The sequence below is a fragment of the Borrelia hermsii DAH genome (assembly GCF_023035675.1).
GTDB lineage: Bacteria > Spirochaetota > Spirochaetia > Borreliales > Borreliaceae > Borrelia > Borrelia hermsii.
Genome location: NZ_CP073136.1, coordinates 542,849 through 559,754, shown reverse-complemented (window position 1 = coordinate 559,754; position 16,906 = coordinate 542,849). Strand labels below are relative to the sequence as shown.

Sequence of the window (16,906 nt, the reverse complement as noted above, 5' to 3'; positions counted from 1 at the left end):
ACATCATATGCTTTTATATCCACATAAACATGCAAACTCCCCCCTTGATTTAAAAAAAAAAGACAATATAAATACATTGCCTACCTTTTAAACAATGAAACTCTCTTAAGTCAGAATTGACGTGAACAGTTTCAAATAGACTTTTAAAAAAAAATCATGTACAATATTTAAGATAATTAGTGTTCTAACTATACATGCTCAGGAGGAAAAATATTCCATGGATTATAAAAAATTACGAAACATAGGTATTAGTGCCCACATTGATTCAGGGAAAACCACACTCACAGAACGTATTCTTTTCTATTGTAATAAAATTCACGCCATTCATGAAGTTAAGGGAAAAGACGGAGTTGGAGCAACAATGGATTCAATGGAACTTGAAAGAGAACGGGGCATCACAATCGCATCAGCTGCAACGCACGTTGAATGGAAGAACCATCCAATCAATATTATTGACACTCCGGGTCACGTTGACTTCACAATTGAAGTTGAACGTTCACTTAGAGTTCTAGACGGAGCGATACTTGTTCTTGACTCTGTTGCAGGAGTTCAATCTCAATCAATTACAGTTGACAGACAATTAAAAAGATATAATGTACCACGCCTTGCTTTCGTAAATAAATGTGACAAAACCGGAGCGAATCCTAACAATGTAAAAGATCAGCTTAAAGATAAGCTTGGATTAAACTCAGTTCTAATGCAAATTCCAATAGGACTTGAAGATAAACACATAGGGATTGTAGATCTTATTGTAATGAAAGCCTATTACTTTGAAGGTAGAGATGGAACAGAAATCATAGAAAAGGAAATTCCTGCCGAGTTATTAAATGAGGCTGAAGAAAAGCGAAAAATAATGCTTGATGCACTATCTGACTTTAATGATGAACTTATGGAACTTCATATGGAAGGACAAGATGTAGCTGTAGAGACAATATATGATGCCATTAGAACAGGTACTTTGGCCTTAAAACTTTGTCCAGTATTTATGGGTTCTGCTTATAAAAACAAAGGTGTTCAACTTTTACTTGACGCTGTAAATAGATTTTTGCCTTCTCCTCATGACATCAAAAATGTGGCACTTGACTTAAACGCAAACGAAAAAGAAACTGAACTTAAAACCGACGAAAACTTACCAACTGTAGCACTGGCTTTTAAATTGGAAGATGGACAATATGGGCAATTAACTTATGTAAGAATATATCAAGGGGTTTTAAAAAAAGGACAAGAACTAATAAATTCAAGAACTTCTAAAAAGTTTAAAGTTGGCAGACTTATTAGAATGCATGCCAATAACACTGAAGACATTGAATTTGGGAGCAGTGGGGATATTGTTGCATTATTTGGAATAGAATGTGCATCAGGAGATACATTCTGTGATCCTTCAATTAACTACTCAATGACATCAATGTATGTTCCAGAACCAGTAATATCTTTATCAATAAAACCCAAAGATAAAAAATCAGCCGACAATATGGCAAAAGCTCTTGGAAGGTTTACTAAAGAAGATCCCACATTCAAAACTTATGTAGACGCCGAATCAAAAGAAACAATAATACAAGGAATGGGTGAGCTGCACTTAGAAGTTTATATTGAAAGAATGAAAAGAGAATTCAAAGCAGAAGTTGAAACAGGAATGCCTCAAGTAGCATACAGAGAAACCATAACAGACAAAGCAGAATTTAATTATACTCATAAAAAGCAATCAGGAGGTGCTGGTCAATTTGGAAGAGTTGCTGGATTTATGGAGCCACTTGATGAAGAAGGACAAACTTATGAATTTGTCAATCTTATAAAGGGTGGAGTAATTCCAACAGAATACATTCCATCATGTGACAAAGGATTTCAAAAGGCTATGGAAAAGGGAACTTTAATAGGCTTCCCAATTGTAGGTATTAAAGTTACAATTAATGACGGACAATATCATATCGTTGACTCATCAGACATTGCATTCCAACTTGCAGCAATTGGTGCATTCAGAGAAGCTTATAATAAGGCAAAACCTACAATACTCGAGCCAATAATGAGAGTAACTCTTGAAGGTCCAACCGAATTCCAAGGCAATATGTTTGGCCTTTTAAATCAAAGAAGAGGAATAATTTTGGGCTCTGTTGAAGAGGGAAATTTCTCAAAAGTTGAAGCTGAGGTACCTTTAAGCGAGATGTTTGGATTTTCAACCGTTTTAAGATCTTCCACACAAGGAAAAGCTGAATTTTCAATGGAATTTTTAAGATACGGTAAAGTTCCAAGTGCAACATTTAATGAATTATGTAAAAAATTTAACGAACAAAATAAATAAGGAGGAAACATTATGTTTGAATTAACGCAAGATAAACAAGAAGTAAGAATAAAAAATAAATTTTTAGCCCAAGTTTTTGGATTAATGGCAATTGGTCTTTTAATATCTGCAATCTTTGCATATACAACATCTGAAAATCAGATAATGAAAGCTATAATATTCACAAATCCAATGTCGTACATAGCAATGCTACTTGTACAGTTTGGACTTGTTTATGCAATAAGCGGAGCAATCGAGAAAATATCAAGCAGCACAGCAACAGCACTTTTTCTAGGGTACTCAGCTTTAACAGGAGTAACACTCTCTTCTGTATTTATGATATATACTCAAGGTTCAATATTTTATACATTTGGAATTACTTCTCTCACTTTCCTTGCAATGTCCTTTTACGGATATACAACAAGCACAGACCTTACAAAAATGGGAAGTTATTTCATTATGGGATTATGGGGCATCATTATTGCATCTATTTTTAACATATTCTTTAGAAGCTCAGGACTTAATTTTTTAATCTCAATTCTAGGTGTCATATTATTTACAGGTTTAACTGCTTACGATGTTCAAAATATTTCTAAAATGAATAGAATGTTAGAAGATGGTACTGAAATTAAAAATAGAATGGCAGTTGTAGCCTCTTTAAAGCTTTACCTAGATTTCATAAATTTATTCCTATATTTACTAAGATTCTTAGGGCAAAGAAGAGATTAAAAGCTAACTTGCAAGTTTAAAGCTAAGGTTAAAGCAAAAATGAATGCTTAACTTGAGCATTCATTTTTAGGAGTTAAATTGAGTATAGATAGCCTAGAATTTGAAGAAAGTAATACCCAAAATGTTATAAAGAATAATTTTGAATTTGAAGGATATATAGAAAGCAATAAACCAATAATCATTGAAGGAACACTTAAAGGGTTTATAAATTCCACAAGTTCAATTTACTTAAGAGAAAAAGCTAATGTAGAAGCAGAAATTAAGTGTAATAATTTCCTAAATCATGGAACAATAAAAGGTAATGTAGAAGCTTTAGAGACAATAAAAATCTACAAAACTGGAAAGTTAATCGGCAACATTAAAACAAAAGAGCTCTTCATAGACTCAGGAGCACTCTTTAATGGAAATTGTGAGATGGAAGAAAAATGACAAATAAAAGTTTTTTCCTAAAAATAATCCTTATGCTATTTTCATGCCTAAGCCTACTAAAAGCACAAGAAAAAGAAGACTCGCTTTTACTCTACAGGCAAGGAAAATTCCAAGAAGCTATTATCAATACCCAAAACGAAATAAAACACAAGCCAAATAATTTAGATGCAAGGGTAATACTTATATGGAGTCTAATAGCAACAGGTGAATATAAAAGGGCCGAACTCGAATCCATCAAAGGACTTGAAATAAACAATCATGATTCAAGAATCATCCAAACATTAGGAGAAGCTTATTTTTTCCAAGGGCAATATAAAAATGCTCTTAAACATTTTCAGAAATATATTAGCCTTGGCTCCAATGGAGCACGAATAGCTAAAGTATACATTTTAACTGCAGACTCTTTTTATAAACTTGAAAGATATAATGAGGCTGATTTCGCGTATGAAAATGCTTTAAGATTCTTACCAAATAATCAGAACATACTATTAAAGCTTGCAAAAGCAAGACTTAATGCAAAAAATAAAATTTTAGCAAAAGAAACTCTAACAAAATTGCTAACCTTAAATCCCAATCACTTAGAAGCAAAAAATCTGCTAAAAAAGATAGAAAAAAATAATCATAATCCTTGACATTATACCTGTAAGCATTTATCCTATTTATTAGTTTATTAATAACAGAGGGCTGCTAGCTCAGGTGGTCAGAGCATCGGATTCTTAACCCGCAGGTCACAGGTTCGAGTCCTGTGCAGCTCATTTGAATGATTTAAGCTAAAGGTTTTGCTTATTTCAGAGTATTGACATATTTTGAAACAAATGATATAATTATCTTTGGTAGATTTAATTGTTTACGGGCTTATAGCTCAGCTGGTAGAGCATCGCCCTTTTAAGGCGAGGGTCGTAGGTTCGAGTCCTACTGAGCTCAATTTTTTGTCCTCTTCGTCTAGTGGCCTAGGACTCCAGGTTTTCATCCTGGCAACAGGGGTTCAATTCCCCTAGAGGATGTACAAAGAGATCCTCATAGGTTCTCTCTTTTTCATTATTGTATTAATATATATGTGATAATGAAAAATATTCTAGCAACAGTGGTTTTATTAACAAGTCTCTACGCAATATATGCAAACAAAAATGAAAAAAAATCTCCTATCAGTAATAACAATCACAAAATAATACGTTATGATAAAAAAAAAGTAAGTCACATTGTACTAAATCTCCGGATTAATGAAAATGCAAGCATAGAAATCAAGACTCAAGACAAAAATTACTTATATAATATTCCAAAAATAATAAATCAAGACAAAGAATTAACGATAGAAATCAAAATGAATAATATCAAATCCATCAAACTAAATAACATTGAAATAAAAAATTCAAAGATTAAAACAACAAGATCAAGTCTTCAGAAATTCAAAATCTTAATTAGTCAAAATAAATATTCTATTAAATTTAATCTTAACAAAAATATGTTTCCTATCGTAGGCTTTAAAGCAAAAAAAATAATATTAAATCCCATGCTCACAAACTTATATTCAGAAAAAGAATCTCAAAAAATAGTATTATCTAATTTCATAAAGTACACATCACTAGACAATAATAATGACGAAATAAAGTCTACTAAAAACAGCAATATGCTTCAAATAAGTAAAATTGGATATATTGACATGAATGCTTACTATGACATAAACAAACCAATAAATTCTGATCTCAAATTTATTTTCAACTATAAAAAAGAAAATTACAGAAGAGATTCATTTGAGCTTTTCAAACTAATAGCAGAACCTAACATATATGTATTAAAATTCAAGAACTTAAACGATCAGTCTCTAATGCTAAAAAGAATGGCATTTTTTATCGAAAAAAAAGAATTCAGAGGAACGTTACTACCAAACAACGAGCTAGAAAATAAAGTAGGATGGAAAGGTCACAATTATAGACTTAAAGACATAATTCTGTTTTTCAATGCAGCACAAAAATCAAATATAAAATTAAACAAAGAAGAAACAATTTTAAAAAACTTAATTATAATCAACAAATTAGCATATATTGAAAACAACACAATTAAAATCAAAGACAAATCAAGAAATACTGCATTTGCAACCTATTCAGAAGATGCAACTACGTCAAAAATAGCTCAAATGATAATATTTATGCATGAAATATTACACATGTATTTCTTTATAGACAATAATTTCAATAAAGCAATCTCTAATTTTTGGAATAAAAATATCTTATCAAAAGATAAAAAAGCCTGGATTAAATTTTTAGACAATAAAGGTTATGATGTTAAGTCTAAATATTTAGTAATCAACGAATTCTACACCTACACCACTCAAATTCCAAAAGAAGATATTGCAAATTATTTAACTAACACCAAATATTTCTCCAAACTTGGACTTGAGAGATATAAAGCATGGGCTATAAAATTAGAAGAATTATTATGGAAAGCAAAAGGATTAATAGCCGGAGAACTATTAATCCTTTTCAAGGATAAAATAATAAAAAAGAAAAATATATATGCTAACAAAATTGCAAATTAATTACCCTTTTCTGGGCTTAATACAATCTCTACTCCTTGCTTAACATCAATTTTCTTAAACAACATATTTATGGTGTCTTTACTTAAATTATTTTCAATAAATTTAGCACTGAAAGTATCTCTTAAGGCACCATACCAAATAACTGTATATAATATCTTTGAAATCCAATACCCATTAGATTCAGAACTAATATTATGATTTTTAATAATATTCTTCTTAATATAATTAAAATCCTCGTCCACAAAAGCTACTTTTTGTTTTTCTAATATATACTCATTAACAGCCTTCAAGACATTATCTAAGACCTTAGGTTCAACAGTAAAATACACAGTTAAAAAACCATCCGAATTAGAATGTTTTCTAAGTAAATAATCAAAAGATGCTCCTATTGAATAAACGCTAGATTGCTTTCTTCTAATAGTTTTAACAAGACCTTCAGTTAATAGCGATGCTAAAGCCTCATAATTTATAAGATCCTCAGGTGTATAATTGAACTTAAAAGGATACAAAATGCACACAGTACTAGTTGAATCCTCACCTTTTTTTATAACTATTCTATCCGTACTTTTCTTATAAGAATAATCCAAATCTCTAAACTCATCCAATTTTTTGGAACTTAAATTACCTAAATACTTACTTGAAAGATTTTTTATTGTCTCTAAGTCAACATCTCCCACAAAAACAAATTTGAAGTTATTTGCATAAGTAAATCTCCTTTTATAGAAATCCAAAAGAACACCCTTTGATACATTTTTCAAATCAGATTCTTTAATGTCTCTCAAACGGTAATCATCATTATTATAAAATCTCCTAACAGCACTATTAAAAAGATATTTAGAACTATTCTCCTTACTCTTAATTGTTGCTTTTACATCATCAATGGTACTTTGCAAAACAACATCATCTATCTTTGGCTCATTAAATGTAAAGTATATAAGCTTAAAAAGAGTTTCAATATCCTTAGTATCAGCGCTACCATTAATGATCGACATTTGATCACCAACTGTTGGGGTTAAACTTACAACCTTATCTGACAAATATTTTTCAACTTGAAGCTGAGAATAATCCCCATACCCTGAATTAGAAACTACTCCTGGGGCTAAAGACAAAACAGGAACAAGTTCAGCATCCTCACTTAACAAACCACCCCAAGAAGATGCTCTAAAATTAACTACATTTTTTTTCTGATCATTTTGCTTAAAGTAAACTTCAACTCCATTCTCCAGCATAAATGATGAAATTCCATCAGATAATTCTTTCTCATCAATAATATTTTTACTTTCCAAAGACTTTTTAAAGAATTCACCCTGAATTGATATATCATCATAAGGTTTAATTTCTCTCTCTAAAGCAAGATCACGCAATTCTTTCATCTCTTCAAAAGTTAAATTGGGATGAAATTTCTTAGAATAAGAATAAATAATAGCCATATCATCTATGGATGCTTCACGCTTGGCAAAATTTGATATTTCTCTTAGGCTAATTTTATTTAGATGCTCAATAATAATATCAAAATATTCATTCATATCAAACATCAAAGAATCTTGAGAAATACTATCTACTAAGGTACGTGCAATACTAGATGAATATCGCTTATTGATATTATCCTTGCTTAGCTTAGCAGAACTTATAAGCTTAGACTTGATCTTATCGATTTCACCTTTTGTAAAACCAAATCTCTTAATTCTCTCAATTTCATAGAAAAACCCTTCAATAGCTTCTTTAAAATGCTCTGGATTAATCTTAAATGAAATTTCATTAATCAAAACATAATTATCATCGGATTTAAATTCCGAATCAAATTTATCAAATGACATAAAATAATTTGTTCCAGCGATCTTTAACTCATAAAATCTATTTACAAAAAGCTCATCTAATAAGGTTTTCTCAACCATTCTTGCAACATAATCAACAGTATCAAAACTATTATTTTTAATCCTCTTTTTAATAACAAAATTCAGACTAGGAAATGGTATCTCAATATCTTCTATACTTATAAATTTTTCATCAATGCTCGTACCCAAATTTATTTTAACCTTTTCAGGCTCACTTACCGGTTTCTCTAAAGATGCAAACCGTTCTCTTATTTTATTTTCAATTTTATCAGGAGCAATATCTCCCACAACAATGATGCTAGTAAGATCTGGTCTATACCATTTCTTATAAAATTTCTTAAAATCTTCTGATTTAAAAGATAAAATTCTCTCTTCAAGTCCAATAGGAAATCTGACTGCATATTTACTATCGCCCAAAATAACCCCGAACATTTTTTCAGCTACCCTACCAGAATAATTATCTCCACGCTTTTTCTCTTCAAGAACAACATTACGCTCTTTATCTATTTCTGTTTCATCAAATTCAATTTGAAAAGCCCAGTTCCTTAATACATTCAAGGCCTCATCAATCTCTGACTCATTACCACCATCTGGCAAATCAAGGTGATAATAAGTTTTATCAAAACTAGTATAAGCATTAATATCAGCTCCAAATTTCATCCCAAATTTCTTAAGAACTTCAAAAACACCCTCACCACCAGGATAATCCGCTGTACCCTTAAAAGCCATATGTTCAAGATAATGAGCCAAACCTCTCTCATTTTCCTCTTCGTTTAAAGATCCAACATTAAACAAAACTCCCATATGAACAGCCTTACTTGGAAGTTGATTGCCATAAATATAATATTTAAGTCCATTTTCAAGCTGGCCACTTACTAAGTTTTTATCAACCTTTAACTTAGCAGATGAACAAGATAAAAACAGAAAGACCAAAATTAAAAAGACAAATTTTAATATACTAATATTGTTAATATGAATATGTTCGTATTTCATTCCCTTTTCCTTGCATTTATTCTTATGTCATAAACTTTTTTAATTTCTCTTAAAATAGATGAAAATCCAAAATCATACCAATCCTGTAAACCCTTTAACCTAGAAATGGGAAACAATTCATAAAATAAAAATAAAAGTTCCCCCTTCGATAACTTTGAAATATCATCAAGGTAAACCCTCTTATTCAATTCCCTAACATATACAAAAGGTTTCAATTTATCTAAAACAAACTTACTAAAATCAGGACTTAAAATACTCGTCTCATAAATTTCAATAGTAGTATGCTCACTTGATACATTATCATACCCTTTAAAGGATACTGGCTCTAAAATCACAAAATTACCATCTTGAACACCTACATTGCGCCCATCTAAAGTTTTTAAAAATCTATCACTACCATCAAAATAAACAAAAATATTTAAATCTTTCGAGGCCTTTAAGACGAACTTCGAACTATTATAATTCTCTGGGCGTTGCAGAATATTAATATGATGCATACCATCTAACTCATTACCGCCACTTAAAACTTGAACACCCCTTTCAGTTAAAACCCGCTTTGCTAGATCAATATACGTAAAAAATTCATTTTTTTGAGTCAAATTTTTCTCTCGCTCCAATAAGTGAATCACAAATAATAACTCTTCCTTATCAAGACTGCGGTAAAAATCAACACTCTCTAAATTAATCCCAAAAATAAAACCATGAATAAAAAAAAACAGAATTGTTATAAAATATCTACTCATATACATCTTCCATACACACACTTTACTGCTTTAACTCTAAAAAAACAGGACAATGATCGCTACCCATTACCTCATTTAAAATTAAAGCATCCCTTACCTCAGATTTAAAGACTTTATTTACAAGAAAATAATCAATCCTCCAACCTATATTACGCTCTCTTGCCCTTGTTCTATAATCCCACCAAGTATAGTTACCTGGCTCCCCGTTAAACATTCTAAAGGTATCTACATAACCTCCATTTAAAAAGTTATCCATCCAAGTAGTCTCTTCAATATAAAAACCAGCAGATTCTCTGCTGGACTTAGGATTAGAAAGATCAATTTCTGTATGCGCAATATTAAAATCACCACAAATAACAACATTCTTTCCAGCAGTTACAAATGAATTTGCAATAGATTCAAGGCTCATTAAAAATTCAAGCTTATAATTAAGTCTTTTTCTTAAAGCTTGGGAATTAGGAAAATACGCATTAATAAGGATAAAATCACGATAATGAGCAATAAGACATCTCCCTTCTCTATCAAATATTTCCATTCTCATATTCTCTAATTTAATAGGCTCAATCTTTGAATAAAGAGCAACCCCACTATAACCCTTGATTATGGATTTTGAAAAATAAGAATAATACCCCTCAATGCTAATAAGCTCTTTTGGTAACTGCTCTTTGCAAGCCTTGGTTTCCTGAAGACACAAGATATCCGGATTATATTTTTCAATAAACTCAAAGAAACCCTTACCAAAAACAGCTCTTATTCCATTGACATTCCAAGAAATTAAATTCATAACTATTTACCAATTCAAGTTAAACATGTATCTGCAGCCCATCATAAGCCAAATAAATATCATCTCTCTTTAGATAATCAAATTCCTCATGCAGGATATCATGTGAAATATGTGTAAAATAAGCAATCTTAGGATTTATTTTTTTAACCTCATTAATAGCATCATCAAAATTCAGATGTCCAGGATGAGGTTTAATCCTTAAGGCATCTATTACGAGTACATCCAAGCCCTTTAAATAGTTGTAAGAAATTTCAGGAATAGATTTAACATCAGTAAGATATGCTAGATTATCTATTCTATAGCCTAAACTAATTATATCTCCATGTAATAAAGGAATTGGCATTATCTTTATTCCTCTAAAAAAAATTTGTTGCAAATCCACTGCCAATCCAGGAATAATATTTGCTTTCCCACTTATAGATACTTTTGACGAAAAATTATGCGGAAAGGCATTTTTAATGTGTTGCATTGTGCTCTCTCGCGCATAAATAGGCAAAGGAGCAGTCCTTGTATAAAATTTAATATCATCAAGACCCATAATATGATCATAATGCTCATGAGTATACAATACCAAATCCAACTTAACGATATTTTCTCTTAAAAGCTGAGCTCTAATATCAGGACCTGTATCGATTAACAAGTTCATTCCATATAAACTAAGGAAAAAGGCACTTCTAAGTCTTTTATTCTTACCAAAGTTTAAACTGCATACTCTACAACTGCAATTCAACATAGGAACACCACTTGATGCACCGGTTCCTAAAAAGATTCCCAACATGTACTAACATTACCCCTTAAGGAATCCAATTATACCATAATAAAACCAAACGATAAAAGAATAAAATAAGATATCAGATAAAACAATACATAATAAATGACTTAAATGCAAGAAACACAAAATTAAACTAACTTAGTTTTCAGAAAAAGAAATTATAAACCACCCCCTCAACCATCATTAATTATAACTCTAATTTTAGATTTTCAAATAAAAATTCAAAAAGTCATAATCAATAATTAATACCTAAAATCAAACAAGATAAATATCAATCCCTATTTATTAAAATAAAAATCAAATAACATCGCCTACATTATATCATAATAATCTACTTTATAACTTAATAAATTATTTTGTAAATAGCGTTTTTATGCTTATAATTATCTAAGGAAAAATTATTTTTTATGCATGAACAATCTTACGAAACAATATTTTTATTAAGTTTTAGTATATTTTTAATAATAAATTTATTCAATTTTAAAAGAGAATTTTCTTACGAAGATTATTTCATAGTCTTCCCCGGAATCTTTTTTATAATTACTCTATATCTCATAGAAATAAGACCATTAATGTTTTATGCCGGATCCATATTTTTATTCTTTTTAATAACAACTACCATGAAAATCATAAAAACAATAATTCTTAGAAGACGCACAAAGAGAAAAGATAATAAACTTAAAAGAATCATTTTTACTATCCCATTTAAAATAATGATAGTACTACCATCTATAATGGTCGTACTAATTGCAACTATATTTTCATACCTTGGTTTCTTTACAGACTATCCAAAAGATGTAAATTCCAGCTACAAAGTAGGATTTACAAAAATCAAAGATCATAAGAATAATTTAAATTTATCAGTATGGTATCCAATCAATTTTACGCTAGGACTTAAACGTCAAAATCCTTTTTTTCATTACGATTTTAATCCATTTTTTATAAATGAAATGAACTATCTGCCAAAATATGAGAATGTATATAAAGATGCTCCAATTAGCAATAATCAAAAATTATATGATAGTATCTTAATTATACTGCCATTTTATTCTCATGATTCAATGTTTAAATCATTTGTAAACAGACTAGTTAAAAAAGGAAATATCGTATATCTATACGCTCCACAATACAACCATATGAACGCTAGTAATTTTATTACAAACAACAATACAAGCTTGTTAACTTATATTTCAAACGCAACTATTAAGTATCTAATAGAACCTATCAAAATTTTCAGCGACAGAAAAGACAAAACATCTGAAGTTATAGAAATTCAAAATGTTCTTGAACTTATTAAATCAACTCAAAAATTAAAATTTCTAGATCCAAGAGTAGAGCTGAATCAATTAATTCTAATTACAATGGGGAATCAAGCAAATATTGCAAATGCAATCATTAGTAAAAACAAGCAAATAAAAAAATACATAAATATCGGTGGAAAACCTCAAAACTTCAAAATAAAAACACTGCAACTACTAATAAAACAAGATGAGAATGAATGGCAAAAAACAAACACAGATCCATCTTATATAAAAGTAATAAACATGAATAACATTGGTGAAATTTCTGATTTCATCTTCAGTAGAAGTTATTTAGAAAGTTTCAATTTCTTTAAAGACAAAAAATTAATGCTACCAAGGTTTGATTTTGTAATCAACGAAATCAATAAATTCATTGAGGACAGAGGATCTTAAAAATGCAAAAAAAATTCATACTGTTAGCAATATCTTTGATATTGCTAACAGTAAAGAGTTACTGTATTGAAGAAATAATTGAAATAAATACTGAAATACAAAAAGAAAAATATATTCCCTTCCTACTAAGTAAAGGAAAAAGTCAAGTAGAAGATCTTATAAGATATACATTAAAAATGAATCCCCACCTTGAAGCAGAATACGTTAAAACAATTGCACAAACTTACATAGATGAAGCCATAATTGAAGGCATAAATTATGATATTGCCTATGCTCAAATGCTACTTGAAACAGGCATTTTAAAATTTAATGGTATCGTTTCTAAAGAACAGCATAATTTCTCAGGCATAGGAGCTACTGATAACTTTACAAAGGGAAATTCTTTTTCTAATATCAAAGAAGGAATAAGAGCACATATTCAACATTTAAAAGCTTATGCTTCAAGACAAAACATAAATTCCAATATGGTTGATCCTAGATTTTACCTCGTCAAAAGAGGCTCTGCTCCAACAATATATGATCTTACCGGAAAATGGGCCAAAGATAAACTTTATGATAAAAAGTTAAAAAAAATATTGCTTGGATTATTAGAATTTGATGAAGCAAAAAAATAAGGATACTATATTAGACATATTAGAAATTATATATAGCAAATACAATAAACGAGAATTTGTGCATCCAGATCCACTAGAATTTTTGTACAAATATACAGAAAAAGAAGATATTGAACTTGCAGGTCTCATTAGCTCATCACTCGCACTAGGAAGAGTTGAACAAATATTAAAAGCAATTGATTGCGTTTTAAAACCACTTGGAAGCAAACCTTCAAAAACACTCAAAACACTTACAAAAGAAGATTTAAAGACAACATATAAAGACTTTACTTATAGATTTTTCAAAACAGAAGATATTATAAGACTACTAATACCTTTGAAAAAAATACAAGAAAAATACTTAACAATTGAAAATTTACTCTATAACATTTACAAAAAAAATAAAAACTTCATATCAAGCCTAAACGAACTAATAACACAAATGGAAAATATCAATGAACACTCATTCAGCATAATACTTCCAAAACCTTCAAAGGGAAGTGCCTGTAAAAGACTATTTCTATTCTTAAGATGGATGATAAGAAAAGATGATGTTGACTTAGGAATTTGGAATAAATTCAGCCCATCAGATTTAATAATTCCAATGGATACTCACATGAGAGACATCTCATCAAAACTATTTAATCTCCAAAACAACAAAAATGTAAGTCTTAAGAGAGCAATAGAAGTCACAAAACATTTCTCAAAAAAGAATAAAGATGACCCTGTAAAATATGATTTTTCTTTAACCCGATTTGGAATAAACAGAACATTTAATAAAGAAGAACTATTTACAAACATTTTCAAATTTAAATACTAGGCATTATTAACAAGAAAATTTAATTTATATCACATAATATAATATTAATAATTACGCATCATAAAAACCTTTATTAAAAAAACACATAATAAAAGCACTAATAATCACCTTTAAAAGCATTTCCCAAAATCCTAATTCCTTCAAGGGTCAAATACAAATTAGCTATAAAATCCACGCTTATTAAAGGTAAAACTAAATAAGAATTTCCACCTGTAATTATCAATCTAAATTCCTTATCATAATTATGTCTAAGTTCATGATAAACGCCTTCTATTAAATACTTATACTGATAAATTACACCACTATTTACACTATCAATAGTTGATAAACCTAGCAATTTTTTTGGTACTGCAAGATTAAAATCATTTAAAAGATATGCATTCTGAATTAATGCATTCAAATCTGTGAATGGCCCACCATTAATAAGACCACCAAGTATACCTTCCCTTCTGCTAATCGCAAAAATAGTACAAGCTGTTCCAAGATCTACTACCAAAGCATCATTAATATTATAATACTCAATAGCTCCAACAAGATTTGCAAAAACATCCGACCCTAATACGAATCTATTGTTATTATAAAGATTAAAACTTAAGTCATAACTTAAATCAAATCGAATGAATAAAGGATTTACCTTATAAAGGGAAACAATTGCATTGATAAGTACTGTGTCAATAACAGGTACAACACTACTTACAAACACTTGATCAACCTTGTAGTCAAATTTAACCTTAAGAAACTTATAAAGCTCCTTAAAGCTCAAATCACGTTTTGTGCCAAGCTTGCAATATATCTGCATTTTGTCCAGTCTATACAATGCAAAAGATATACTTGTGTTTCCAATATCAATGATTAACTGAACTGCACCAACAAATTTATTCATCAATATTCTCAAATGCCTTTATATCATCAAATCTTAAGAGAATCTTTGTATCATCAGATTTCTTAGGGGTTATTTTTAAAACCAATATCTTATTATCAGAATAATATCTCCATCCATCAGAATACATGTAAAACTGAGGATCTGTAAACCAATTAATATTTCTAAACCTAACCAAGGTAGGATTCGAAATACCTTTAAAAAAGAAATACCCAGGGGAATTTAAAACACGATCAAAATCAATAGAATAAAACGCATTAGAAAGATTAAAATTTATAATCTTTGTTGCGCCATATATCCAATGTCCAACTCCAAGATTTGACAACAACCTAAATCTCGGAATATAATCATTATCAACAATATCAGCATAATAATTTTCATAAGGAATCTTCTCGATATCAGGCTTAAGTAAAGAATAATAAATAGCATTACAAACAAACTCCAAGATTAAATCATTACCTAATTGGGAAGCAAGTCTTTTAAGTAAACCCGCAATCTTAAGTGTATATTCAAAATCCCAAGATACATTACTCCTATTCCCAGGAACATACGCTTCTCCATTACTAGTTACAGAAAATAAAGTAGATACAAATTTAGTTAATTCTTCTTTAAGCTTACCAAGCACAAAACGATCATTATCAAATTGCAAGAAGATAATATAATTAGAGAGAACATTATAAGCTTGGATTAAATTAAATCCAGAAGTCAATATTACTTCTGGCTCCCTTAAAATCTTTAAGGCAACATTTAAAATAGAAACATTCTCAGATAAAAAAATCTTCTCTAAAAGATACGCATCTTCTTTTAAATATTTCAAAAGCTTATCCGATTCAAGAGAATTAATAAAAGTTTTATTTACAGATAAATATCGAAAAAACTTATCAAGTTTGTCTGCATCAACATAGTAACTTGCACTTAAATACGTTAAATGCTCTTCATTAAGGCTTATTAAAGATTTAAGCTTCAAAAATAGAGCTTCATAATCAGGTCTTGTTAAAGACTCAGCCAAAAAATAAATAAATATATCCTCATCAAAAGAATATACATTACCCTTACGCCATCCACCCTTTTCAACACTAAATCGTGACTTGTTGCTCCATGCAGCATAGGCTTTATCTCTAAATCTAACCAATGCTGAGTCAAAATCCTCTTTACCTACCTTCTTAATCGATGAATACACAACTGGAGAATTTACATCTAAAGGAATATCCGATTTGCTAGAAATCAATTCATCTGAGGTTTTAGCTCCTTCAACCAAATCTCCGATCTGAAAAACTTCTTGAGGACTAACTGAAATTTCTCTCTCATTCATCTGACTATGCTTTCCCAAAGAAACCTCAAAATGACTATCTGTAGCCTTAATAATAATATTATCATCAAATAAAATTTTATAATCACTCTCAATTTCATAACTCATTAGCAGTTTTTTAGAAAGATTTGAACTAACATTAAAGTTATTATTTGAATCAAATGAAAAGAGTAAAAAAATATTATTTTCAAAATAAACGTAAATAGCATTATCTTGCACTTTGTAAGAAAGGGGATAAAGATGAAGCCCATTTTCAGGAATAATAAGCGGTTTTGTCTTAGACAAATTTATCTTAATACCCCTTACGCTAAGAGTGAGATTATCTAAAACATATTGATTATCTTCAACCTTATTATTAACTAAAAATTTTAAATCCTTTAATAAAAACACATTTAAACTTAAGTCTCGAAACTGCATAAAAACAACCAAAAATAAAAACAAAATACCAATTAGCAAGTATAAAAAACTTAAACTCAAATATTTATTCATATCATTCAATATTAATAATAAAGAA

Annotated in this window: 14 protein-coding genes and 3 tRNA genes; 11 read left to right on the top strand and 6 right to left on the bottom strand. The window is 29.6% G+C overall.

The features are described 5' to 3' along the window. Positions 1-217: 217 nt before the first annotated feature. From fusA to bhDAH_RS02680, 8 genes are all read left to right on the top strand, one after another. Entirely contained in the window at positions 218-2,296 is a 2,079-nt protein-coding gene (fusA, locus tag bhDAH_RS02715) for an elongation factor G (protein ID WP_012422297.1), read from the top strand. A gap of 12 nt (positions 2,297-2,308) precedes the next feature. After that, positions 2,309-3,004, top strand: coding sequence for a Bax inhibitor-1/YccA family protein (locus bhDAH_RS02710; protein ID WP_012422296.1), 696 nt, complete (start codon positions 2,309-2,311; stop codon positions 3,002-3,004). Between the two features lie 78 nt (positions 3,005-3,082). Further along, entirely contained in the window at positions 3,083-3,433 is a 351-nt protein-coding gene (locus bhDAH_RS02705) for a bactofilin family protein (RefSeq protein ID WP_012422295.1), read from the top strand. Further along, entirely contained in the window at positions 3,430-4,065 is a 636-nt protein-coding gene (locus tag bhDAH_RS02700) for a tetratricopeptide repeat protein (RefSeq protein ID WP_012422294.1), read from the top strand. Before bhDAH_RS02705 ends, bhDAH_RS02700 begins: the two co-directional genes overlap by 4 nt. A 49-nt stretch (positions 4,066-4,114) precedes the next feature. Further along, positions 4,115-4,188: transfer RNA gene (locus tag bhDAH_RS02695), tRNA-Lys, on the top strand. A 96-nt stretch (positions 4,189-4,284) separates the two neighbouring features. Continuing rightward, positions 4,285-4,357: transfer RNA gene (locus bhDAH_RS02690), tRNA-Lys, on the top strand. A 7-nt stretch (positions 4,358-4,364) separates the two neighbouring features. Continuing rightward, a tRNA-Glu gene (locus bhDAH_RS02685) sits at positions 4,365-4,437 on the top strand. A gap of 59 nt (positions 4,438-4,496) precedes the next feature. Beyond that, positions 4,497-5,969 (top strand): hypothetical protein, encoded by a 1,473-nt coding sequence (locus bhDAH_RS02680; RefSeq protein WP_043924523.1) that lies wholly within the window; start codon positions 4,497-4,499, stop codon positions 5,967-5,969. Here the strand turns inward: bhDAH_RS02680 and bhDAH_RS02675 are convergent. The 4 genes from bhDAH_RS02675 to bhDAH_RS02660 are packed head-to-tail and all read right to left on the bottom strand — an operon-like array spanning position 5,966 to position 11,102. Then, positions 5,966-8,797, bottom strand: a complete 2,832-nt coding sequence (locus bhDAH_RS02675) for a M16 family metallopeptidase (RefSeq protein ID WP_012422292.1) — start codon at positions 8,795-8,797, stop codon at positions 5,966-5,968. The two genes, bhDAH_RS02680 and bhDAH_RS02675, sit on opposite strands and share 4 nt — an antisense overlap. Next, positions 8,794-9,540 (bottom strand): hypothetical protein, encoded by a 747-nt coding sequence (locus bhDAH_RS02670; RefSeq protein WP_043924455.1) that lies wholly within the window; start codon positions 9,538-9,540, stop codon positions 8,794-8,796. Before bhDAH_RS02670 ends, bhDAH_RS02675 begins: the two co-directional genes overlap by 4 nt. Before the next feature lie 22 nt (positions 9,541-9,562). Next, positions 9,563-10,324, bottom strand: a complete 762-nt coding sequence (gene xth / locus bhDAH_RS02665; protein WP_012422290.1) for an exodeoxyribonuclease III — start codon at positions 10,322-10,324, stop codon at positions 9,563-9,565. Positions 10,325-10,343: 19 nt separating this feature from the next. Next, positions 10,344-11,102: an MBL fold metallo-hydrolase gene (locus tag bhDAH_RS02660; protein ID WP_012422289.1), complete on the bottom strand. Its 759-nt coding sequence runs from the start codon at positions 11,100-11,102 to the stop codon at positions 10,344-10,346. 401 nt (positions 11,103-11,503) lie between these two features. On the opposite strand from bhDAH_RS02660, the gene bhDAH_RS02655 reads away from it, so the two are divergent. From bhDAH_RS02655 to bhDAH_RS02645, 3 genes are read left to right on the top strand one after another with little or no spacing between them, the layout of a single operon-like run. After that, entirely contained in the window at positions 11,504-12,790 is a 1,287-nt protein-coding gene (locus tag bhDAH_RS02655) for a hypothetical protein (protein WP_012422288.1), read from the top strand. A 2-nt stretch (positions 12,791-12,792) separates the two neighbouring features. Then, positions 12,793-13,404 (top strand): glucosaminidase domain-containing protein, encoded by a 612-nt coding sequence (locus tag bhDAH_RS02650; RefSeq protein ID WP_012422287.1) that lies wholly within the window; start codon positions 12,793-12,795, stop codon positions 13,402-13,404. Then, positions 13,388-14,203: a TIGR02757 family protein gene (locus tag bhDAH_RS02645; RefSeq protein ID WP_043924454.1), complete on the top strand. Its 816-nt coding sequence runs from the start codon at positions 13,388-13,390 to the stop codon at positions 14,201-14,203. Before bhDAH_RS02650 ends, bhDAH_RS02645 begins: the two co-directional genes overlap by 17 nt. Positions 14,204-14,300: 97 nt before the next feature. Here the strand turns inward: bhDAH_RS02645 and bhDAH_RS02640 are convergent, their stop codons facing one another. Both bhDAH_RS02640 and bhDAH_RS02635 read right to left on the bottom strand, forming a co-directional pair. Further along, on the bottom strand, positions 14,301-15,086 hold the full coding sequence (locus bhDAH_RS02640) for a type III pantothenate kinase (RefSeq protein WP_043924453.1): 786 nt from the start codon (positions 15,084-15,086) through the stop codon (positions 14,301-14,303). Further along, positions 15,079-16,881 carry a hypothetical protein gene (locus bhDAH_RS02635; RefSeq protein WP_043924452.1) on the bottom strand — a complete coding sequence of 601 codons (1,803 nt, stop codon included), beginning with the start codon at positions 16,879-16,881 and terminating at the stop codon, positions 15,079-15,081. Before bhDAH_RS02635 ends, bhDAH_RS02640 begins: the two co-directional genes overlap by 8 nt. Positions 16,882-16,906 lie beyond the last annotated feature (25 nt).